Raw genomic sequence first — 21010 nt, 5'->3', positions numbered from 1 at the left:
ACGTCGCGCGGGCGGGGTGCGCCCGAGATCACGCTCGCGCCGCCGGCAGTCACGGAATAGGAGCCCGGCCCGCGAGGGTTGTCCCAGGCGATGAACGCCGACGCCTCGACCCCCGCGCCCACCTCCCCCCGGCTGTCCGTGCTGGACCTCGTCCCGGTCCGCACCGGCCAGTCCAGCCCCCAGGCGCTGGCCGCCTCCCTCGCGCTGGTGCGGCGGGCGGACGAGCTGGGGTTCGAGCGGTACTGGTTCGCCGAGCACCACAACATGCCCGCCGTGGCCGCGTCGACGCCGCCCGTGATGATCGCGGCGGCGGCCGCCGTCACGGAGCGCATCCGCGTCGGCTCCGGCGGCGTCATGCTGCCCAACCACGCGCCCCTCGTCGTGGCCGAGCAGTTCGCCGCCCTCGAGGCGCTCGCGCCGGGCCGCGTCGACCTCGGCATCGGGCGGGCGCCCGGCTCGGACCCCGTGGTCACGGCGCTGCTGCGGCAGTCGGGCCCGACCTCGGACGTCGAACGGTTCCCGCAGCACGTGCGCGACATCCTCGCCCTGATGAGCCCCGACGGCGCCGCGCTGCGCCTCGGCGACGGCAACATCTACGACGTCCACGCCACGCCCGCCGCCGACGGCACGCCGACGGTGTGGCTGCTCGGCTCCAGCGACTACTCCGCCCGTCTGGCCGCGGAGCTGGGGCTGCCGTACGTCTTCGCGAACCACTTCTCGGGCGCGGGCGTCGACCAGGTGCTCGCCCTGTACCGCGACAACTACCGGCCCAGCGCCGCCCACCCGGAGCCGCAGACGTTCCTCACGGTGAACGTCGTCGTCGCGCCCACCGCCGTCGAGGCGCACGAGCGCGCGCTGCCCCAGCTGCGCTCGATGGCACGCCTGCGCACCGGCAAGCCGATGGGCCGCGCGGAGACCGTCGAGCAGGCCGCCGCCGAGCCGCTCGACCCGATGGCGGAGCAGATCATTGCCGACATGCGCGCCCGCTGGGTGGTCGGCGAGCCGCACCAGGCCGCGGCCCAGCTCCGCGACCTGGCCACGCGGCACGGCGTGGACGAGGTCATGGTCGTGCCCGTCGCCGGCACCTACGAGTCCGAGCCCCTGGACGCGACCCCCGGCCGCGTCCGGACCCTCGAGCTGCTCGCCGAGGCCCTCTCCGCCTGACGCCCGCGTCAGACGACGGCCGGCGCCGACGCGACCTCGGCGCGGAACACCTCGTCCGCGCGAGCGCGCGCCTCGACGAGGTCGACCGCCGGGGCCATGTCGTCGAAGGCACCGGCACGGTCGAGCTCGGCGTCGACGAACCGCTCCAGCACGGCGGGCGGCGTCGCGACGCCGAGCTCGCGGGTCACGGCCTTGAGCGCGACGACGTCGGCGACGGGGGAGCGCACGCCGGCCGGGAGCGAGCTCTCCGCGACGAGGGTCGGCAGGTCCATCGGCGGGGTGCGGGCCTCGGGGTGGTCCGCCAGCCAGCGCAGGGCGACGGCCGGGCGCAGGGCGTAGAGGAACCGCTTGAGCGAGCCCCCGCCCAGCCGCTGCTGCCGGGCCACGTGGAGGTAGTGCCGGCCCACCGCGCCACGGTCCACGACCTCGTCGGCGAGGGCCAGCAGCCGGTCCTGGAACCCGGCGTCGCCGCGGTAGACGATCGGCGAGCGCAGCCACTCGATCGCGGTGACGTTCCCCTTGACCAGCAGGCGCACGGCCTTGGCGAGGTCCCATCCGTTCACGTCGAGGACGGCGTCGAGCGGCGTCTCGATCACGTCCCTTGCCGGCCAGAGCGACAGGTACCGCTCGGGAGACCGCAGGTAGAGGAACCGGCAGTCGTAGTCGCTGTCCGGGGACGGGAAGCCCCACGCGCGGCTCCCGGACTCGATCGCCCAGGGGATGCGGACCTGGTCGGTCGCCGCGACGCCGTCGAGGCGAGCGTCGATCGCCGCGACGACGGCGCGGTCCAGGGAGGCGGGGACGGCACGCATCGGGCCACCGTAGGCGCGGTCCGCCCCGACGTCCCGCCTTTTCCGCGCCGGGCCGCCGAGGGCCTCGACTACCGTGGTCCGGCAGGTCAGACCCGACGTCGCACGAGAGGCGAACCCCATGACCGACGTGACGGTGGTCCGCGCGGACAACCCCGGCCCGATGACGCTGGACGGCACGCGCTCGTACGTGCTGCGGGCGCCGGGCTCGGCGTCGTGCGTGGTGGTGGACCCGGGCCCGGACGTCGAGGGGCACCTGGCCACGCTCGCCGGCGCCGGACCCGTGGAGGTGGTGCTGGTGACGCACCGGCACGCGGACCACACGGCCGGGTCGGCGCGGCTGCACGAGCTCACCGGCGCGCCGGTCCGCGCGGCCGACCCGGCGCACTGCCACGGCGGCGAGCCCCTGCGCGGCGGCGAGCGGATCGACGCCGCGGGGCTGCGCCTGGACGTCCTCGCCACCCCCGGACACACCGCGGACTCGGTGTCGTTCGTCGTGACGGGACCCGACGACGTGCCGGTCGTGCTCACCGGCGACACCGTGCTGGGCCGCGGCACCACCGTGATCGCGGAGCCGGACGGCTCCCTGCGCGACTACCTCGCCAGCCTCGACGTGCTGGAGCGCGCGGGCGACGGCCGGGTGGGCCTGCCCGGCCACGGCCCCGCCCTCGACGACCTGGGCGAGGCCGTGCGCGCCTACCGCGCCCACCGCCTGGAGCGCCTGGACCAGGTCCGGGCCGCCCTGGCGGGGCTGGGCCGCGACCCGAGCACCGACGACGACCTCGCGGACGCCGTCGTCGCGCAGGTCTACGCCGACGTGGACCCGTCCGTGCGGCGCGCGGCGCGGCAGTCGGTGGTGGCGCAGCTGGCGTACCTGGCCGACGCGCCCGCCTGACCCCGGCACACCCCGGAGGGGGCCCGAGGGCCCGGGGGCGCGTGTCGGCGGCCCACGGCACGATGGCGGGATGACGGTCACCCCCGCCCCCCGCCCGGAAGCCCGCCCCGCCGTCCGGCTCGGCGTCGCCTTCGTCCCCACGATGGCGCCCGAGTCGCTGCGCGGCCTCGCCACGGCCGTGGAGGCCGCCGGCCTGGACGACCTGTGGGTGTGGGAGGACTGCTTCAAGCAGAGCGGCGTCGCGTCCGCGGCGGCCGCGCTCGGGTGGACGGAGCACGTGCGGGTCGGGATCGGCCTCATGCCGGCGCCGCTGCGCAGCACCGCGGTCACCGCGATGGAGGTCGCCACGCTCGCGCGCATGTTCCCCGGCCGGTTCGTCCCCGCCGTCGGGCACGGGGTGCAGGCGTGGATGGGGCAGGCCGGCGTCCGGGTGGACTCGCCGCTGACGCTGCTGCGCGAGCACACCGAGGCGCTGCGCCTGCTGCTCGCCGGCGAGGAGGTCACGACCTCGGGCCGCTACGTGCACCTCGACCGCGTGCGCCTGGACTGGCCCGCGCCGCAGGTCCCGCTCGTGCTGGGCGGCGTCGGGCCGCGCTCGCTGGCCCTCGCGGGCGAGCTGGGCGACGGCGTGATCCTCGCCAACGCACTCACCCCCGACGACGTGCGCGCCGCCGCCGAGGCCGCCACGGCCGCGGCGAGCCCGGTGGGCCGGCCCGTGCCCGAGGTGTACGCGACGCTCATCGCCGCCACCGGCGACAAGGCCCAGGAACGCCTGGACGCCGAGCTGCCCCTGTGGGGCGCGGAACCCGGCCGCGGCATCGGGGCCGCCGGCGACGCCCGCGCCATCGCCGACGCCGTGCTCCGGCTCGCGGCGGCCGGGGCGTCCGCGGTCGCCGTGCAGCCCACGGCGGACGAGCCGGACCTCGCCGGCCTCGTCGAGCTGCTGGGCCGCGAGGTGCGCCCGCTGCTCGAGCACGCCTGACCACGCCCCGCGCCACGACCGACCACCCGCGACCGACCACCCGCGACGGAGCACCACCCGACGGAACACCGACGAAGGAGCAGTCATGGACTGGAAGATCGAGCTCATCCACGTGCCCGTGAGCGACGTGGACCGCGCCAAGGAGTTCTACGAGCGCGTGGGCTTCCACGCGGACCACGACCAGCGCGTCAACGAGGACCTGCGGTTCGTGCAGATGACGCCGCCCGGCTCGGCGTGCTCCATCGCCTTCGGCGAGGGCCTCGGCGGCGGGCTGGCGCCCGGTCAGCTCGACGCGATCCAGGTGGTGGTGCCGGACGCCGACGCGGCCCTGGAGCACCTGCGGGGCGTGGGCGTCGAGGCGCAGGGCGTGGACGACCAGCCGTGGGGCCGGTTCGTCACGTTCGCCGACCCGGACGGGAACTCCTGGACGCTGCAGCAGCTGCCGGCGTGGTCCGCCGGCGCCGCGGGCTGAGCCCGCGGCGGCCGGCCGCGACGGTCAGAGCCGCTTGCCGTAGCAGCGCTGCTGCTCGGAGCCCACGTGGTCGCCGAAGGAGTCGATCGGCTCGTACCCGATCGCCTCGTACAGGCACATCGCCTCGGGCTGGGCGGTACCGGTCTCGAGCACGAAGCGGCGGAAGCCGACCTGGCGGGCGGCGCGCTCCAGCTCGGCCATGAGCCGGCGCGCGATGCCGTGCCCGCGGGCGTCGGCGTCCACGAACACCCGCTTGACCTCGCCGGTGGCGGCGGGGTGCATGGCGCCCTGGCCGCGGCGGTCGTCCGTGCCGGACACGTCCCGCACGGCCGCCGTGCCGACCGCGCGCTCCCCCACCCGGGCGACCAGGGTGACGACGATCGACCGCGGGTCGATGGCGGGCGCGGGGTCGACGCCGCCGTAGCGGACGGACATCTCGGCCTCCTGCGCGGCCCGCAGGCCCGCGGCGGCCGGGTCGTCCCACTCGACGACCTCGACGGTCAGGTCGTCGGGGCGGGCCTCCGGCAGCGTGGCGGTCGCGGTCATGCCCGGACGAGGGCGGCGAGCACCGACGTGAAGAAGCCGAGCCCGTCCGTGCCGCTGCGCGGGCCGTCCTCGCCGTCCGGTCCGAAACCGGCCTCGACGGCGTGCTCGGGGTGCGGCATGAGGCCGACCACGTTGCCGCGCGCGTTGGTGATGCCCGCGATGTCGCGGCGCGAGCCGTTCGGGTTCCAGCCCTGGTAGCGGAACACGACGCGGCCCTCGCCCTCGAGCTCGTCGAGGGTGTGCTCGTCGGCGACGAACTGCCCGTCCTGGTTCTTCAGCGGGATGGTGATCCGCTGGCCGCGCTCGTAGCGGTTGGTCCAGGCCGTCGCCGTGTTCTCGACGGTCAGCACCTGCTCGCGGCACACGAAGTGCAGGTGGTCGTTCTTGACCATCGAGCCGGGCAGCAGGTGCGCCTCGGTCAGCACCTGGAAGCCGTTGCAGATGCCGAGCACGGGCATGCCGCCCTTGGCGGCGTCCACGACGGCGTCCATCGCGGGCGCGAAGCGCGAGATGGCGCCGGCGCGCAGGTAGTCGCCGTAGGAGAACCCGCCGGGCAGGACGACGGCGTCGACGCCGTGCAGGTCGCCGTCCGCGTGCCACAGGGAGACCGGCTCGCCGCCCGCGAGCCGCACCGCCCTGGAGGCGTCGCGGTCGTCGAGCGTGCCCGGGAACGTGATGACGCCGATGCGCGCGGCGTCGAGGGCGGGCGCGGTCATCAGGCGACGACCTCGGCGGAGGCGTCGGCGACGCGCACGACGTCCTCGATGACGGGGTTCGACAGCAGCGTCTCGGCGGCCTGCTGCGCGGCGGCGAGGACCTCGGGGGTCACCTCGCCGTCGACCTCGAGCTCGAACCGCTTGCCCTGACGCACCCCGCTGAACTGGGTGAATCCGAGGCGGGGCAGCGCCCCGACGACGGCCTTGCCCTGGGGGTCCAGGATCTCGGGCTTCGGCATGACCTCGACGACGACGCGTCCCACGGGTGCTCCTTGGATCGTGACCGGGTAGTCAGATGGCCGCCGCTCCGGGAGCCCGGCACGAGCGGCGCCGCGGGGGGACGCGCGTGAGAGCGGGAGCACGACGGCGAGATTCCGCGACGAGTCTACCGTCGGCACGCTAGCCTCGGGACGCCGCGGAACGCTGCCGGACGCCGGCGCCGCCGACCCCGCGAGTCCCGACTCCCGCAACGATCCCGAGGAAGCATGTCCGCACCCACTCCGCCGCCCTCCGGCGGCAGCGCCCCCGACCCGTACTCGACCCCCGACGCGGGCTCGTCCGCCCCCGCACCGGAGGGCACGCCGCAGCCCTACGCGGAACCCGGCGCGCAGGCCCCGTACTCCCAGTCGCCGTACTCCCAGGCGCCCTACGCCCAGCCCGGGGCGCAGGCCCCGTACGACCCGTCCGCCCCGGCGACGCCGTACGGCGGGCAGCCCCCGTACGGCTACGCCCCGCCCCGCAAGACCGACGGCGTGTCGATCGCTGCGCTGGTCACCGGCATCCTCGGCATGGCCCTCATCCCGCTCGGCCTCGGCATCGCCGGCGTCGTGCGGACCAAGGACCCGGCGCGGTCGGGCCGCGGCCTGGCCATCGCGGGCATCGTGCTGGGCGCGCTGAGCACCGTCGGCTGGATCGTGGTCATCGGCCTCGCCGCGTTCGTCGTCAACAACGACGACTTCCAGGACGCGTTCCGGGACAGCTACCAGGAGAGCTTCCAGGAGGGCGCGGGGCTCGACTACGAGGTGGGCGAGTGCTTCGACTACCCCGGCAGCTCCGCCACGATCGGCGACATCACCCCCGCCGACTGCGCCGCGCCGCACGCGGCCGAGGTGTTCTCGGTGTCCCAGCTCCCCGGCGGCGACTTCCCCGGCGAGTCCGGCGTCGAGCAGGCGTTCACGGACACGTGCGTGCCGGCCTTCGAGTCGTACGTGGGCTCGGACCCCGCCGACACGTCGCTGACCGCGTACTACATCGGCCCGGACGAGGTGTCGTGGACGCTCGGCGACCGCCAGCTCCTCTGCGTCGCCGAGGCGGGCGACGGGTCGAAGCTCGACGCGAGCGTCGCGGGCTCCGGCCTCTAGCGGGCTCCGGGGGCGCCTCAGCGCAGGGGCGCCCCCGTCAGCCGCTCGTACGCCTCGAGGTAGCGGTCGCGCGTCCGCTCGACGACCTCGGCCGGCAGCGCGGGCGGCGTGGTGTCCGCGGCGCGGTCCCAGCCGGACGCCGGCGACGTCAGCCAGTCGCGCACGAACTGCTTGTCGAAGCTGGGCTGGGCGTGGCCCGGCTCCCACTCGTCCGCCGGCCAGAACCGCGACGAGTCGGGCGTGAGGACCTCGTCGCCGAGCACCGTGGCCCCGGTCGCCGGGTCCACGCCGAACTCCAGCTTGGTGTCCGCGAGGATGACGCCGCGGTCCCGGGCGATCTCCTCGGCCCGGGAGTAGACCGCGATCGTGAGCTCCCGCAGCCGCGCGGCCGCGTCCTCGCCGACCCGGCGCGCGACCTCCTCGAACGTCACGTTCTCGTCGTGCTCGCCCTCCTCCGCCTTGGTGGCGGGGGTGAAGATCGGCTCGGGCAGCCGCGACCCGTCCACCAGGCCGGCCGGCAGCGGGAGGCCCGTGACCTCGCCGGACTCCCGGTACTCGGCCAGCCCGGAGCCGGTGAGGTAGCCGCGGGCCACGCACTCGACGGGGAACATCTCCAGGCGGCGGCAGATCATCGCGCGCCCCGCGACGACGTCGGGCACCAGGCCGTCGCCCGGCTCCGCGCTCGCCTCGGTGGACACCACGTGGTTCGGCACGAGGTCGGCGAGCTGGTCGAACCACCACAGGCTGAGCTGGGTGAGCACCACGCCCTTGTCGGGGATGCCCGGGGACAGCGCGTGGTCGTAGGCGGACACGCGGTCCGACGCGACGACGAGAACGACGTCGCCCAGCGGGTGCACGCCGCCCAGGGCCGGCAGGTCCGGCTCGTACAGGTCGCGCACCTTGCCGGAGTAGACGTGCCGCCACCCCCGCAGGTCGAGCGGTCCGCCCGCGAAGGCGTCGTTCTGGTCGGCATCGCGCGTGTCGGTCACGCCCCCTAGTGTTCCAGCATGTCGCCCGACGACGGGACCGCCGTCCCCTCCGTGGATCTCCTGCCCTTCCTCGCGGCCTTCCAGCGGGTGTCCGAGCTGGCGGCAGAGACGCAGCAGTCCCGGACCTCCGGCGGCACGACGATCGCCGAGGTCCTGGCCGAGCATCTGGGCCGCGACCCGCGGTCCCTGCCGGTCGTCGCCGAGACGCTCTCGCCCCTGCGGACGGTGGACGCCGACGTCGCGCTCGACGTCCTGGCGGAGCGGCACGGCGGGGGCCGCGTCGTCGGGGTGGGCGGCGGCGAGCAGCGGATGCACTGCTCGCTCTCGGAGATCGTCGAGCAGTCCTCGCAGTGGCGGCAGTTCCCGGTCGGCGCCGTCGACTACACGCGCACCGCGACCGGACCGGACTCCGAGCGCCGCGTGGTCTCCTTCGGGCTCCGGCTCCTGACGGTGGGCGGTACCCCGGTGGCCGTGCTGCAGCGGGCCGCGGCGCCCCGGTTCGGGATGGAGGGGGCGCTCGAGGTGCTCGCCCCGGACCAGGACGACGCGCTCGCGTTCCTCGCCGAGCTGCGCGAGGCGATGGTCGCCCACAGCGTGCTGCGCGGTCAGGTCGTGTCGTTCACCGCGGGCGACTACGAGGCCACGAGCGCCGGCGTCACGTACCACCGGCGCGACCCCGTGCCGGCGGCGGACGTCGTCCTGCCGTCGGGCACGCTCGACCGGGTGACCCGCCAGGTCCTCGGCGTCGCGGAGCACCGGGAGCGGCTGCTCGCCGCCGGGCAGCACCTCAAGCGTGGAGTGCTGCTCTACGGGCCGCCCGGCACGGGGAAGACCCACACCGTCCGCCACCTCGTCGGTCGCGCCGACGGGACCACCGTCATCCTCCTCGCGGGCAGCACCCTCCAGCTGGTGGGGGTGGCCGCCGAGACCGCGCGGGCCATGCAGCCGGCCGTCGTCGTCCTCGAGGACTGCGACCTCATCGCCGAGGACCGTTCGTTCCACGACGGGCCGCAGCCGCTGCTGTTCGAGGTGCTCGACGCGATGGACGGGCTGGCTCCCGACGCCGACGTCGCCTTCGTCCTGACCACCAACCGTGCGGACCTCCTCGAACGGGCCCTGTCGCAGCGCCCGGGGCGCGTGGACCTCGCCGTGGAGATCCCGCTGCCCGACGCCGTCGCGCGGCGCCGCCTCTTCGACCTGTACGGCGGTGGGCAGGGCTTCGGCGGCGCGGCCCTGGACGATGCCGCCGAGCGTACCGAGGGCGTGACGGCGTCCTTCGTCAAGGAGGCGATCCGCCGGGCCGTCCTGCTCGCGGCCGACGACGACCGGCCTGCGGCGGACGGCGACCTGGCCGCCGCCGTCACGGAGATGACCGCCGACGGCGAGCGGATCACCCGCTCGCTGCTCGGGGGCGCGGCGATGGACCCGGACGACGACGTCGACGGCGTGGACGGCGAGGACGACGACCTCGACGGCGGTGACACCTTCGGCTGGTTCCCGGAGGCCCCCGGCCCGGGGGCCTTCCGCCCCGGCCCCTGAGCCGCGGTCCGGCCCGACGGCGTCAGGGGACGGCGACCTCGCCGCGCTCGGCCTTGAGGGCGATGTCGCTGCGGTGGTGCGAGCCGTCCAGGGCGATCCTGGCGACGCCCGCGTAGGACGCGGCACGCGCGGCGGCGAGGTCGGCGCCCCGGCCCACGACGGACAGCACGCGCCCGCCGGCGGAGACGAGGGCGCCGTCGGCGACGGCGGTGCCGGCGTGCAGCACGTGCACGCCGTCGAGCGCCTCGGCGTCGCCGATGCCGGTGATCGGGTCGCCCTTGCGCGGCGACTCGGGGTAGCCCTGGGACGCGACGACCACGTTGACGACGGCGTCGTCCGACCAGCGCAGCGGCTCGATGCCGTCGAGGCGACCGGTGGCGGCGGCGAGGAGGACGCCGGAGAGGGGGGTGCGCAGCCGCGCGAGGACCGCCTGGATCTCCGGGTCGCCGAAGCGGGCGTTGAACTCGACCACCCGGGTGCCGCGGCTGGTCAGCGCGAGCCCCACGTACAGCACGCCCGCGAACGGGGTGCCGCGGCGGGCCATCTCGTCCACCGTGGGCTGCGCGATGCGCTCGACCACCTCGGCCACCAGGCCGGTCGGGGCCCAGTCGAGCGGCGTGTACGCGCCCATGCCGCCGGTGTTGGGGCCGGCGTCGTCGTCGCCCACACGCTTGAAGTCCTGGGCGGGCACCATCGGCACCACGGTGGCGCCGTCGCTCAGGCAGAACAGCGACACCTCGGGGCCGTCGAGGTACTCCTCGACCACCACGCGGCCGTCGGCGCCGCGCGCGTCGAGCGCCTCGCGGGCGTGCGCGAGGGCGGCGTCGCGGTCGGACGTCACGACGACGCCCTTGCCGGCCGCGAGCCCGTCGTCCTTGACGACGTAGGGGGCTCCGAACGCGTCGAGCGCGTCGGCGACCTGGTCGACGGTGGTGCACACGTGCGCCATGGCGGTCGGGACGTTCGCGGCGGCCATGACGTCCTTGGCGAACGCCTTGGACCCCTCGAGGCGGGCGCCCTCGGCCGACGGGCCGAAGCAGGCGATGCCGGCCTCACGGACGGCGTCGGCGACGCCGGCCACCAGCGGCGCCTCGGGGCCGACGACGACCAGGTCGACGCCCAGGGTCCGGGCGAGCGCCGCGACGGCGCGGCCGTCGTTCGCGTCGACCGGGTGCAGGGCGGCCTGCGCGGCCATGCCGGGGTTGCCCGGGGCGGCGTGCAGCTCGTGCGCGGGCTCCTCCGACGCGAGGGCGTGGACGATGGCGTGCTCGCGGGCACCGGTCCCGACGACGAGGATCTTCACGGGCGACCATGCTAACGACCCCGGCGGCGCGGGTGCCGCGTCGTCCGCCGCCGCGGCCCGCTCAGGGCTGCGGCAGGCGGGCCATCCCGTAGACGCGGTCGACGCGCAGGCGCAGCACCTGGCGCCGGTCGGCCACCATCGCCCTCCGGAACTCCTCCCAGGCGGGGTGCTCCTGGCGGGCCGCGACGCGGAACGTCTCGACCAGCTCGTCGGTGGCGGCATCGTGCGGGTCGGCGGCCACGTCGCTCAGCTCGGCCGTGCCGTCGAGGACGGCGTAGCTCCAGAAGTCGGGCGCGCTCACGTGCAGAGAGACGCGCGGGTCACGGGCGGCGTTGCGCGTCTTGGCTCGGTCGGCCGTGACGGACACGCGCGCCGTCCGCGACTCCGCGTCCCACGCGTAGAGCACGTTGGACAGCTGAGGGCGACCCTCGCGCCGCAGGGTCGTGAGGACCCCTTGGTGGCCGTCCGCCACCAGGGCGAGCAGGGCCCGCTGCTCGTCCGTCCCGGTCGTGCTCGACGTCGTCATGCCGGGACAACCGGGCAGGTCAGGCGGATGTTCCCGTGGGCACCGTGGCGTCCTGCCCCGACCGGACGAGCGAGGCGGCGACGAAGCCGTCCGCCACCAGGTCCGCGACCGCGTCGCGCAGCCACGCGACGGCGACGGGGTCGCGGTCGCGACCCGTGGCCACGGCCTGGCGGATCTCCGTGAACCGCGGCTCGACGACCCGCAGCCCGCGGTGCTCGGCGACGTACCGCGTCAGCGGCTGCCGGATGCCGGCCGCCACCTCGAGGCCGTCGGCCTCGAACACGGTGGTGCCGTCGGCGCCGCGCACCACCTCCGCGTGCTGCAGCGTGCGGGTCAGGTACAGGTCGTAGGCGGAGCCCTGCTTGACGCCGACCCGCACGCCCGGCCGGTCGACGTCGTCCGCGGTGCGCACGGGCGAGCCCTCCGGGACGGCGAACACGCCCTCGATGAGCACGTACGGCGCGGTGAACGCGACCAGCGCCGCCCGCTCGGGCTCGACGGCCAGGAAGCCGACGTCGACCCGGCCCTCCGCGACGGCCGCGAACGACAGCCGTGCGGCGTCCACGCACTCGAGGCGCACGGGCACGCCGAGACGGCGCGCCAGCTCCCGCGCGAGGTCGACCGTGACGCCCGACGGGGCGTCCGGCGTGCCCTGCGCCAGCACCGGGTTGCCGAGGTTGACCACCGCGCGCAGCTCCCCCTGCGGGGCGAGCGCGGCGAGGACCTCCGGGGAGACCTGCGCGGGAGCCCCCACGTCAGCGCGCGTGGATCAGGTCGTGCACGGGGATGATCTCGTCGCGGCGCGGGCCCACGCCCACCGCGGAGACGCGGCAGCCGGAGAGCTCCTCGAGCCGGGCGAGGTACGCCTGCGCGTTGGCGGGCAGGTCCTCGACGGTGCGGGCGCCGGAGATGTCCTCCCACCAGCCCGGCATCTCCTCGTAGATCGGCTTCGCGTGGTGGAACGCGGACTGGTCGTCGGGCATCTCGTCGTAGCGCGTGCCGTCCACGTCGTACGCGACGCAGACCGGCACCTTCTCGAGGCCCGTGAGCACGTCCAGCTTGGTGACCACGAGGTCGGTGAGCCCGTTGATGCGTGCCGCGTAGCGGGCGATGACGGAGTCGTACCAGCCGCAGCGGCGCGCGCGGCCCGTGGTGACGCCGTACTCGCCGCCGGTCTTGAGCAGGTACTCGCCCATGTCGTCGAACAGCTCGGTGGGGAACGGGCCCTCGCCGACGCGCGTCGTGTACGCCTTGATGACGCCGATGACGGAGTCGACGCGGGTGGGCCCGATGCCCGAGCCGGTCACCGCGCCGCCGGCGGTCGCGCTGGACGACGTGACGAACGGGTACGTGCCGTGGTCGATGTCGAGCATCGTCGCCTGGCCCGCCTCGAACAGGACGTTCTTGCCGGCGTCCAGCGCCTGGTTCAGCACCAGGGGCGTGTTCGCGACCATGGGGCGCAGGCGCTCGGCGTGCGCGAGCAGCTCGTCGACGGTCTCGTCGATCTCGACGGCGCGACGGTTGTAGACCTTCACCAGCAGGTGGTTCTTCTGGTCGAGGGAGCCCTCGACCTTCTCCCGCAGGATCTTGGGGTCGAACAGGTCCGCGATGCGGATGCCGACGCGGTTGATCTTGTCCGCGTACGCCGGCCCGATGCCGCGGCCCGTGGTGCCGATGCGGCGCTTGCCCAGGAAGCGCTCGGTGACCTTGTCGAGCGTGCGGTGGTAGCCGGCGATGACGTGCGCCTGGCTCGACACCAGCAGGCGGGAGACGTCCACGCCGCGCTCGATGAGGTCGTCCAGCTCCTCGAACAGCACGTCGATGTCCACGACCACGCCGTTGCCGATCACCGGCACGACGCCGGGCGACAGGATGCCGGAGGGCAGCAGGTGCAGGGCGTACTTCTCGTCGCCGATGACGACGGTGTGCCCCGCGTTGTTGCCGCCGTTGAACTTCACGACGTAGTCGACCCGTGACCCGAGCAGGTCCGTGGCCTTCCCCTTGCCCTCATCGCCCCACTGGGCACCGACGAGCACCACGGCTGGCATGAAATCTCCTCGCGTCGACGAGGCCCGGCATGTCACCCGTCAGGCGGGCCTCCTCGGCCGGACCGCGCCCGAGTTTACCTGCCCGTGACCTCGTGCGTTGAGCCGCCGCGACGGGCGTCCCGACGAGCTCAGCCGGCGGGGTGGTGCGACGCGGGTGCCGGCTGCGCCGGGGCGGACTCGCACCGGTGGTCGCGGTCGATGCGGAACAGGTCGAGGGCACCGCAGACCTCGAGGACGAACAGGTCGCGCTCGTCGGCGCCGCGCAGCACGGTGGCTCCGCCGCGCTTGCGGCCGGAGTCGGCCAGCGAGATGAGGAACGCGGCGCCCGTCGAGTCCATGAACGTGACCCGGCACATGTCGATCACCAGCAGCTGACGGCGCAGCCCGACCACCCGGGTGGCGATCTCCGGGAACTGGTCGCGCTCCGCGAGGTCGAGGTCACCGGCGATCACGAGCGTCGTCGTCGTCGATGACGTCGCGATCTCGATCATGCTGCCGAGCGTACCCGCGACGGGCGTTGCACGGCGCCCCAGGCGCGAGGCCCGGCTCCCGGGCCAGAATGGGGCCCATGACCTCCCCTGTGGACGACCTGCTCGCCGGCCCGCCCCCGACCCGCCTGCCCGACGACCACCCCCAGGTGCGCGACGGCCTCGACGTGGGCGCGGACCCGGCGCAGCTCGCGGCCGACCACCCCGCGTCCTCGCTGGCCTGGGCCGTGCTGGCGGAGCGCACCCTCGACGGCGCGGGCGCCGGACCCAGCGCCGCGCGGTCCGTCACGGGGTACGCGTACGCGCGCACCGGCTACCACCGCGGGCTCGACGCGCTGCGCCGGGCGGGCTGGCGCGGCCAGGGCCCGATCCCCGCCGACCACGAGCCGAACCAGGGCTTCCTGCGCGCCCTCACGGCCCTCGCGACCGCGGCCGCCCAGATCGGCGAGACCGCCGAGGCCGAGCGCTGCGAGCAGTTCCTCCGCGACTCCGGCACGTCCTCCGACGAGGTCCGCGCCCTCCGCGACTGACCCGGGCGCGACCCGCGACACGACCCCCGGCCCGGCGCCGAGGTGCCGCACGACGGCACCCCGGGAGTCAGCCGGGGGTCACCGAGCTCGCGTGCAGCTTGGCCCACACGAGCTTGCCGGACCCGGCGGGCCGCCACCCCCAGTCGGCCAGCCGCTCGACGATCTGCATCCCGAACCCGCCGACGCGGTTGGGGTGGCCGTCGGTGGTCACGGGCGGGGCGGGGTTGGAGTCCTCGACCTCGATGCGCAGCCCGTCGCCGGTGTCGAAGAGCCGCAGGGCGATGTTGCCCCACCCGTGCAGCACGCCGTTGGCGACCAGCTCGGAGACGACGAGCTCCGCGGACGCGGACTCCGGCAGCCCCCACGCCTGGCAGGTGCGCAGCACGGCGTGCCGGGCGCGGCCGATGGACGCGGGCTCGCTGGGCAGCAGCCACCGCCGCGAGCGGGGGCTCAGCGGCTGGATCTCGGCGTCGGCGACGGGGTCGGGCACGCGGACGACGACGAGCGCGACGTCGTCCTCGGGCGCGTCGGCGAGCCGGGACAGCAGCTCCTCCCCCACGCCGGCGGCGTCGCGCGCGGTGATACGCGCGGACGTCTCGACGAGGGCGTCGAGGCCGACCTTGAGCGACCGGTCGCGGCGCTCGATGAGGCCGTCGGTGTAGAAGAGCAGCACGTCGCCGCGGCGCAGCTCCGCCTGCCCGGTGGTGCGGGGGCGCGAGCCGAAGCCCACGAGCGACCCGGCGCCGCCGGCGAGCTGCGTGACGGTGCCGTCGCGCAGCAGCAGCGGCGGCAGGTGGCCGGCGCGGGTGTACTGGACGGTCCAGGCGTCGCCGTCGGGCTGGTGCCGGAGCGTCGCGTAGACCATCGACGCGGAGCGCGGGATCCGCATGCCGGTGACGAGCTGGTCGACGCGGTCCACGACGATCCCCGGCGTGGCGAGCTCGAACGCGTACGACCGGACCACCGACCGCAGCTGCCCCATGGCGGCGGCGGCCTCGACGTCGTGCCCGACGACGTCCCCGACGACCAGCCCGACGGTGCCGTCGCTGATCTGCAGCACGTCGTACCAGTCGCCGCCCACCTGGGCGTGCTCGGCGTTGGGCGCGTAGTACGTCCACACGTCGAGCCCGGAGACGTCGGCCTGCTCGGGCAGCATGGCGCGCTGCAGCGCCTCGGCGAGCCGGTGCTCGCGCGCGTACAGGCGCGCGTTGTCGATGGCGGTGCCGGCGCGGCGGGCGACGACCTCGATCACGGTGTGCACGTGCTGCGGCTCGGGCGCCGTGGGCCGGGGGTCCTCGGTGACGGTGCCGTCGGCGGCGACGCCGACGCCGTGCCAGGTGGCGAGGAGGCCGAGCACGCGGCGGCGGCCGGCGACGGCGTGCACGACGACGGCGCGCGGCAGGGCCCCGGTCTCCTCGACCACGCGGCGCAGCAGGTCGCGGCGCAGCCACCCGGAGGCCGAGTGCGCCGGGAAGCGCGCGTCGAGGCGCAGCATCACGGGCCCTTCGACGACCCCCTCGAGCAGGTCCTGGACCTCGTCGCGGGTGGGCTCGTGGGCCTCGTGCGGCTGCCCGTCGGCGGCCTCCCCCTCGGGGGCCTCGGGGACGTAGCGGGCGTGCCTCCGGCCGCGGCCGCTCGGCGGCGAGGCGACGTCCACGCCGTCGGCGAAGAGCAGGCCGTCGTCGTTGACGTAGAAGCCGGCCCAGGGCACGAGCGAGCGCAGCAGGTCGGCGATGTCGCGCAGGGCGTACGGGTACTCCAGGTCGCCCAGCAGCTCGGTCGTCTGGGCGATGAGGTCCAGGTCGGCGCGCTCGCGGCGCTCCACCTCCAGGGAGGCGAGCTGCGCGGCCTGCCGTTCGACGTGGGTCGAGACGTCGGTGGCGGTGCCGAACCAGCGGCCGGCGGAACCGTCCGCGTCCCGCACGGGCGACACCGTCAGCTGCCACCAGGTGAGGGCGCCGTCGGCGCGGCGGCCGCGCACCATGCGCGTCGTGGGTCGTCCCGCGCGCAGCTCGTCCTGGCTGCGCGCGCGCTCGGCGTCGTCGTCGACGAGCGACAGCAGCGGGTGCTCCCCGAGCAGGGCGAGCTCGGCCACGCCCATGCCCGTCTCCCGGGCGAAGGCGTCGTTCACCCACAGCACGGGCATGCCTTCGTCCCACGGTCCGGTCACGAAGACCGGGAAGATGGCGTCCGCGATCGCGGCGTCAAGAAACCCCTCGGGAAGGGGCGGCACAGGACCGGATGATTCGGTCATAATGCCTCCACTGCCAAGATTCCCCGCCCTGGTTGGTGTTCTTGCTGGTCATTCAACCGTAGATTGGTGTCGGCCGAGACTCGAGATGAACGCCCCGCGCGTGGAAGGAGCACCGTGCACGACGGATCGAACACGACCCCACGTGACCTGCGGCGTGCGGACGTCAGGGAAGCGGATCTGCCGCCTGAGCTGGGCGATCCCGCCAGCGTGCACGTCATCGTCGGGGCCTCGCGCGCCCGCGTCGTGCTGTCCGGCGAGATCGACGCCGACATCGGCGCGGAGCTGGGCGAGGCGATCTCCGACGCCGAGGGCTCCGGGCTCCCCGTCGAGATCGACGCCCACCACGTCACGTTCATGGACTCCTCCGGCGTGGCGTTCCTCGCACGGCTCGCGTCGCGCAGCCCGCACCGCGTGCGGGTGCTGCGCGCCCCGCCCACCGTCCGCTTCCTCCTCGAGGTCACGCGCATCGGCGAGCTGCTGGAGATCGTCGACGTCGACCCGGGCTTCGACCTCGAGACCCCGGCACCCCGATAGGCGGCGACGCCGTGCGGCTCTCGCCGAGGTAGTCGAAGGGGCGGCCCGCACCATGTGCGGACCGCCCCTTCGAACTACCTCGCCGAGTGTCGAGCTACCTCGGCGGGAGGGTCACATCTTGTGGCCGGCGGAGCGCAGCTGCTGCGCGGCCTCGACGATGCGGGCGGCCATGCCGGCCTCGGCCAGCTTGCCCCAGGCGCGCGGGTCGTAGGCCTTCTTGTTGCCCACCTCGCCGTCGATCTTGAGCACGCCGTCGTAGTTCTTGAACATGTGGTCGACGACCGGGCGCGTGAACGCGTACTGGGTGTCGGTGTCGATGTTCATCTTGATGACGCCGTTGTCGACGGCCTCGGAGATCTCCTCGGCCGTGGAGCCCGAACCACCGTGGAACACGAGGTCGAACGGGTTCTCCTTGCCGATCTCGTCGCCCACGGCCTTCTGGATGTCCGCGAGGATCGACGGGCGCAGCTTCACGGCACCCGGCTTGTACACGCCGTGCACGTTGCCGAAGGTGAGGGCCGTCAGGTAGCGGCCCTTCTCGCCCGCACCGAGCGCCTTGACGGTGGCGAGGCCGTCCTCGGCCGTCGTGTAGAGCTTGTCGTTGATGGCGGCCTCGTGACCGTCCTCCTCGCCGCCCACGACGCCGACCTCGATCTCGAGGATGGTGCGCGCGGCCTGCGAGAGCTCGAGGAGCTCCGCGGCGATGACGAGGTTCTCCTCCAGCGGGATGTCCGAACCGTCGAACATGTGCGACTGGAAGGTCGGGTTCTTGCCGGCCTTGACCTGCTCGGCCTCGAGGGCGAGCAGCGGGCGCACCCAGGAGTCGAGGTTCTTCTTGACGCAGTGGTCGGTGTGGATGGCGATGTTCACCGAGTAGTTCTTCGCGACCTCGGTGGCGTAGGCGGCCAGGGCCAGCGAGCCGACGACGCGGTCCTTGATCGTGGCGCCCGAGGCGTACTCGCCGCCGCCGACGGAGACCTGGATGATGCCGTCCGACTCGGCCTCGGCGAAGCCCTGGAGCGCGGCGGTGACGGTCTGCGACGACGTGATGTTGACGGCGGGGTAGGCGAACTTGCCGGCCTTCGCCCGGTCGATCATCTCGGCGTAGACCTCGGGGGTTGCGATAGGCATCTGCGGTACTCCAATGACGGGGCGTACGAGGATGCAGCGGGGCTTCGTCGCGACGGGCGCCGTGCGACCCGCATGCACCCGGATTTTCTCACGTCCGCGTCATGGGAGTCACGTTCCGTCGGCTGGGTGAGACGGCGCGAGCCACCGCGAGGCCCACGCGTGCATCGCGATCGCCCCCGCGGCGCCCGCGTTGAGGGAGCGCGTGGACCCGTGCTGGGTGATGTGGAGGACGACGTCGCACGCGTCCTGGGCCTCCGGCGTGAGGCCCGTGGACTCCTGCCCGAACAGCAGCACGCAACGCGCCGGCAGCGCGTAGCCCTCCAGCGGCACCGACCCGGGCACGTTGTCGATCCCGACCACCGGCAGGGCGACGCCGTCGTCCGCCGTCGCCGCCCACGCGGCCAGCGCCGCCGCGTCCGGGTGGTGGTGGGTGTGCAGGTAGCGGTCGGTCACCATGGCGCCGCGCCGGTTCCACCGCCGCCGCCCGACGACGTGCACGCCGGCGGCGTTGAACGCGTTCGCGGTGCGCACCACGGAGCCGATGTTGAGGTCGTGCGCCCAGTTCTCGATGGCGACGTGCAGCTGCCGGTCGGCGGGGCGGCGGGCGTCGAGGTCGGCGACCACCGCCTCGACGGTCCGGTACCGGTACCGGTCGACGACGTTGCGCCGGTCGCCGTGCGCCAGCAGGTCCGGGTCGTAGCGGGGGTCCGGGGCGCCGTCGGGCGTGCGCGGCCACGCGTCCGGGCCGCCGGGCCAGGGGCCGACGCCGACCTCGCGCTCGTCGGCGCTCACCGGCCGGCCAGCCAGTCGTCGTAGGTCGTGGTGCCGACGGCGGCGTCGGGCACGAGGTTGCGGCCCGCGCGGAAGAACTCGCCGAGCGGCCCGGGCAGGGGCACGCCCACCGGCACCCGCCGCGAGCCGTGCGCCCGGCGCCACGCGCGGGCCATGGTGCGGACGGCGAGCACCTGCGGGCCGCCGACGGTGGCCGTCGGGGCACCGCTCGAGCCCGGCACGGGAGCGACGCCCAGCGGGTCGTCGCCCTGCGCGGCGTCGACGAGGGCGCGGGCGACGTCGCGCAGGTCGATCGTCTGGAAGCGGCAGCCGCGCGGGTACGGCAGCAGGCCGAGGCGCGACCAGGCGCCGAGCCGGCTGTCGGCGCCGAAGAAGATGCCGAGGAACTCGTGGAACTGCGTGGCCCGCACGACCGTCACCGGCGCGGGCCCGGCCGCGTACACGCGCTCCTGCTCGGCGTGCGCGCGGTAGTACGGGTACTCGCTCCGGTCCACTGCGGCGATCGACAGCACGACGACGCGGCCCGCGCCCGCGCGACCGGCCGCCTCCGCGACCCGCCGCGCCCCCGTGGTGAACACGGCCTGCGCGCCGGGCGCCATGCCGTTGCTGGTGTCGACCACGGCGTCCGCGCCGTCGAACGCGGCGGCCAGGGCCGCGATCACGGCCGCGTCGTCGTCCGCGAGCAGGTCCACCGCGTGGTGCGCGGCGCCGAGGGGACCTTCCGGCCGACGGCGCGACACCACGCGCACCTCGTGCCCGCGCGCCTCGGCCTCGCGCACGACGGCGCGGCCCGCGTGCCCGGTCCCGCCCACCACCACGATCGTCGTCATGGGCCCATCCTGGCGGACGCACGCGGGCGGCCCGCGCACTAGGGTGAGCGGGTGAGCGAACGACGGATCGAGTGCTGGCTGACCGACATGGACGGCGTCCTCGTGCACGAGGGTCAGGCCATCCCCGGGGCCCCGGAGTTCATCCGCGCCCTGCGCGACGCGGAGCGGCCGTTCCTCGTCCTCACGAACAACTCGATCTTCACGCCGCGCGACCTGCGCGCCCGCCTCTCCACGTCCGGCATCGACGTGCCGGAGGAGGCGATCTGGACGTCGGCGCTCGCGACGGGGCAGTTCCTGTCGGACCAGGTGCCGAACGGCTCGGCGTACGTGATCGGCGAGGCCGGCCTCACCACCGCGCTCTACGAGGCGGGCTACACGCTCACGGAGTCGAACCCGGACTACGTGGTGCTCGGCGAGACGCGCACGTACTCCTTCACCGCCATCACCAAGGCCATCCGCCTGGTGCGCGACGGGGCCCGCTTCATCGCCACCAACCCGGACACCACCGGCCCGTCGGCCGAGGGCCCGCTGCCCGCCACGGGCGCCGTGGCGGCGATGATCCAGGCCGCCACCGGGCGCTCCCCGTACTACGTGGGCAAGCCGAACCCGATGATGTTCCGCTCCGCGCTCAACCGCATCGACGCCCACTCCGAGGTCACGGCCATGATCGGCGACCGCATGGACACCGACGTCGTCGCGGGTATCGAGGCCGGCCTGGAGACGTTCCTCGTCATGACGGGGTCCACCACCCCCGACGAGATCGACACCTACCCGTTCCGCCCGTCGCACGTCGTGGACTCGGTCGCGGACCTCATCGGCCGTGTCTGACGACGCCCCCTTGCCCCCCGGGGACTCTCGGGGACGACGCGGCACGTGGATCGCGGTGGCCTCGATGGCGATCGGCGCCGGCATGATCCTCTGGGTGCTGACCCGCCCCGTCGGCTACGCGTCGTTCGGCTGGTTCGCGTACGCCCCGCTGTCTGACACCGTGTTCGTCCCGGGGTCCTCGCGGCTCATGGGGATGTGGGTGCTGTTCGGGCTGGGCGCGCTGCTGACCGGCCTGGGCGGGGGCTTCCTGCTCGGCCGTCGGCGACGCTGAGC

24 protein-coding genes are annotated in these 21010 nt (G+C 74.8%); 10 read left to right on the top strand and 14 right to left on the bottom strand.

Annotated features, from left to right (window positions below):
• The first annotated feature begins 90 nt into the window (after nt 1-90).
• Nucleotides 91-1164 carry an LLM class flavin-dependent oxidoreductase gene (locus ACFU5J_RS04190; protein ID WP_430574128.1) on the top strand — a complete coding sequence of 358 codons (1074 nt, stop codon included), beginning with the start codon at nt 91-93 and terminating at the stop codon, nt 1162-1164.
• An 8-nt stretch (nt 1165-1172) separates the two neighbouring features.
• Here ACFU5J_RS04190 and ACFU5J_RS04185 read toward each other — a convergent pair whose 3' ends face one another.
• Nucleotides 1173-1976 (bottom strand): DNA polymerase beta superfamily protein, encoded by an 804-nt coding sequence (locus tag ACFU5J_RS04185; RefSeq protein ID WP_430577927.1) that lies wholly within the window; start codon nt 1974-1976, stop codon nt 1173-1175.
• 118 nt (nt 1977-2094) lie between these two features.
• On the opposite strand from ACFU5J_RS04185, the gene ACFU5J_RS04180 reads away from it, so the two are divergent.
• The 3 genes from ACFU5J_RS04180 (at nt 2095) to ACFU5J_RS04170 (ending at nt 4322) form a co-directional block, all read left to right on the top strand.
• Nucleotides 2095-2868: an MBL fold metallo-hydrolase gene (locus ACFU5J_RS04180; protein WP_430577926.1), complete on the top strand. Its 774-nt coding sequence runs from the start codon at nt 2095-2097 to the stop codon at nt 2866-2868.
• Nucleotides 2869-2938: 70 nt separating this feature from the next.
• On the top strand, nt 2939-3850 hold the full coding sequence (locus ACFU5J_RS04175) for an LLM class flavin-dependent oxidoreductase (protein ID WP_430577925.1): 912 nt from the start codon (nt 2939-2941) through the stop codon (nt 3848-3850).
• 85 nt (nt 3851-3935) lie between these two features.
• The gene (locus ACFU5J_RS04170) at nt 3936-4322 is read left to right on the top strand and encodes a VOC family protein (protein WP_430574124.1); all 387 of its coding nucleotides are present in this window, start codon (nt 3936-3938) and stop codon (nt 4320-4322) included.
• Between the two features lie 24 nt (nt 4323-4346).
• Here ACFU5J_RS04170 and ACFU5J_RS04165 read toward each other — a convergent pair whose 3' ends face one another.
• From ACFU5J_RS04165 to purS, 3 genes are read right to left on the bottom strand one after another with little or no spacing between them, the layout of a single operon-like run.
• A complete protein-coding gene (locus ACFU5J_RS04165) occupies nt 4347-4868 on the bottom strand; it encodes a GNAT family N-acetyltransferase (protein WP_430577924.1) in 522 nt (173 codons plus the stop codon).
• Nucleotides 4865-5584, bottom strand: coding sequence for a phosphoribosylformylglycinamidine synthase subunit PurQ (purQ, locus tag ACFU5J_RS04160; RefSeq protein WP_430577923.1), 720 nt, complete (start codon nt 5582-5584; stop codon nt 4865-4867). Before purQ ends, ACFU5J_RS04165 begins: the two co-directional genes overlap by 4 nt.
• A complete protein-coding gene (gene purS / locus ACFU5J_RS04155; RefSeq protein ID WP_430574121.1) occupies nt 5584-5847 on the bottom strand; it encodes a phosphoribosylformylglycinamidine synthase subunit PurS in 264 nt (87 codons plus the stop codon). Before purS ends, purQ begins: the two co-directional genes overlap by 1 nt.
• A gap of 222 nt (nt 5848-6069) precedes the next feature.
• On the opposite strand from purS, the gene ACFU5J_RS04150 reads away from it, so the two are divergent.
• Entirely contained in the window at nt 6070-6945 is an 876-nt protein-coding gene (locus ACFU5J_RS04150) for a septum formation family protein (protein WP_430577922.1), read from the top strand.
• Between the two features lie 17 nt (nt 6946-6962).
• Here the strand turns inward: ACFU5J_RS04150 and ACFU5J_RS04145 are convergent, their stop codons facing one another.
• On the bottom strand, nt 6963-7934 hold the full coding sequence (locus tag ACFU5J_RS04145) for a phosphoribosylaminoimidazolesuccinocarboxamide synthase (RefSeq protein WP_430577921.1): 972 nt from the start codon (nt 7932-7934) through the stop codon (nt 6963-6965).
• A gap of 18 nt (nt 7935-7952) precedes the next feature.
• Between ACFU5J_RS04145 and ACFU5J_RS04140 the strand changes: the two genes are divergently transcribed.
• A complete protein-coding gene (locus tag ACFU5J_RS04140) occupies nt 7953-9473 on the top strand; it encodes an AAA family ATPase (protein ID WP_430577920.1) in 1521 nt (506 codons plus the stop codon).
• Between the two features lie 22 nt (nt 9474-9495).
• Here the strand turns inward: ACFU5J_RS04140 and purD are convergent, their stop codons facing one another.
• The 5 genes from purD to ACFU5J_RS04115 all read right to left on the bottom strand — a co-directional run bounded on the left by purD (nt 9496) and on the right by ACFU5J_RS04115 (nt 13841).
• Entirely contained in the window at nt 9496-10776 is a 1281-nt protein-coding gene (purD, locus tag ACFU5J_RS04135) for a phosphoribosylamine--glycine ligase (RefSeq protein ID WP_430577919.1), read from the bottom strand.
• Between the two features lie 61 nt (nt 10777-10837).
• A complete protein-coding gene (locus tag ACFU5J_RS04130) occupies nt 10838-11302 on the bottom strand; it encodes a PPOX class F420-dependent oxidoreductase (protein WP_430574116.1) in 465 nt (154 codons plus the stop codon).
• A gap of 19 nt (nt 11303-11321) precedes the next feature.
• Nucleotides 11322-12056 (bottom strand): transporter substrate-binding domain-containing protein, encoded by a 735-nt coding sequence (locus tag ACFU5J_RS04125; protein WP_430577918.1) that lies wholly within the window; start codon nt 12054-12056, stop codon nt 11322-11324.
• Between the two features lies 1 nt (nt 12057).
• Entirely contained in the window at nt 12058-13350 is a 1293-nt protein-coding gene (locus ACFU5J_RS04120) for an adenylosuccinate synthase (protein ID WP_430574114.1), read from the bottom strand.
• Between the two features lie 128 nt (nt 13351-13478).
• Nucleotides 13479-13841: an STAS domain-containing protein gene (locus ACFU5J_RS04115; RefSeq protein WP_380326122.1), complete on the bottom strand. Its 363-nt coding sequence runs from the start codon at nt 13839-13841 to the stop codon at nt 13479-13481.
• Nucleotides 13842-13909: 68 nt separating this feature from the next.
• Here ACFU5J_RS04115 and ACFU5J_RS04110 point away from each other — a divergent pair, with 68 nt between their 5' ends.
• On the top strand, nt 13910-14368 hold the full coding sequence (locus ACFU5J_RS04110; RefSeq protein ID WP_430574113.1) for a DUF3151 domain-containing protein: 459 nt from the start codon (nt 13910-13912) through the stop codon (nt 14366-14368).
• 67 nt (nt 14369-14435) lie between these two features.
• On the opposite strand, the gene ACFU5J_RS04105 is transcribed toward ACFU5J_RS04110, so the two are convergent.
• Nucleotides 14436-16601 carry a SpoIIE family protein phosphatase gene (locus tag ACFU5J_RS04105; RefSeq protein ID WP_430574112.1) on the bottom strand — a complete coding sequence of 722 codons (2166 nt, stop codon included), beginning with the start codon at nt 16599-16601 and terminating at the stop codon, nt 14436-14438.
• Between the two features lie 228 nt (nt 16602-16829).
• On the opposite strand from ACFU5J_RS04105, the gene ACFU5J_RS04100 reads away from it, so the two are divergent.
• On the top strand, nt 16830-17156 hold the full coding sequence (locus tag ACFU5J_RS04100) for an STAS domain-containing protein (RefSeq protein ID WP_139820970.1): 327 nt from the start codon (nt 16830-16832) through the stop codon (nt 17154-17156).
• Nucleotides 17157-17267: 111 nt separating this feature from the next.
• On the opposite strand, the gene fbaA is transcribed toward ACFU5J_RS04100, so the two are convergent.
• From fbaA to ACFU5J_RS04085, 3 genes are all read right to left on the bottom strand, one after another.
• The gene (gene fbaA, locus ACFU5J_RS04095) at nt 17268-18287 is read right to left on the bottom strand and encodes a class II fructose-bisphosphate aldolase (protein ID WP_430574111.1); all 1020 of its coding nucleotides are present in this window, start codon (nt 18285-18287) and stop codon (nt 17268-17270) included.
• A 108-nt stretch (nt 18288-18395) separates the two neighbouring features.
• On the bottom strand, nt 18396-19079 hold the full coding sequence (locus tag ACFU5J_RS04090) for a TrmH family RNA methyltransferase (protein ID WP_430577917.1): 684 nt from the start codon (nt 19077-19079) through the stop codon (nt 18396-18398).
• Complete coding sequence (locus ACFU5J_RS04085; protein WP_430577916.1) at nt 19076-19909, bottom strand: SDR family oxidoreductase; 834 nt, start codon at nt 19907-19909, stop codon at nt 19076-19078. The genes ACFU5J_RS04090 and ACFU5J_RS04085 overlap by 4 nt, the downstream gene beginning before the upstream one ends.
• 87 nt (nt 19910-19996) lie before the next feature.
• Between ACFU5J_RS04085 and ACFU5J_RS04080 the strand changes: the two genes are divergently transcribed.
• Nucleotides 19997-20737: an HAD-IIA family hydrolase gene (locus ACFU5J_RS04080; RefSeq protein WP_430575340.1), complete on the top strand. Its 741-nt coding sequence runs from the start codon at nt 19997-19999 to the stop codon at nt 20735-20737.
• Between the two features lie 64 nt (nt 20738-20801).
• On the top strand, nt 20802-21008 hold the full coding sequence (locus ACFU5J_RS04075; protein ID WP_430574108.1) for a hypothetical protein: 207 nt from the start codon (nt 20802-20804) through the stop codon (nt 21006-21008).
• The last annotated feature ends 2 nt before the right edge of the window (nt 21009-21010 follow it).

Source organism: Isoptericola sp. NPDC057559 (assembly GCF_042801555.1).
Taxonomy (GTDB): domain Bacteria; phylum Actinomycetota; class Actinomycetes; order Actinomycetales; family Cellulomonadaceae; genus Isoptericola.
Note: the sequence above shows the minus strand (reverse complement) of the source record. Positions and strands in the feature narration are given on the sequence as shown.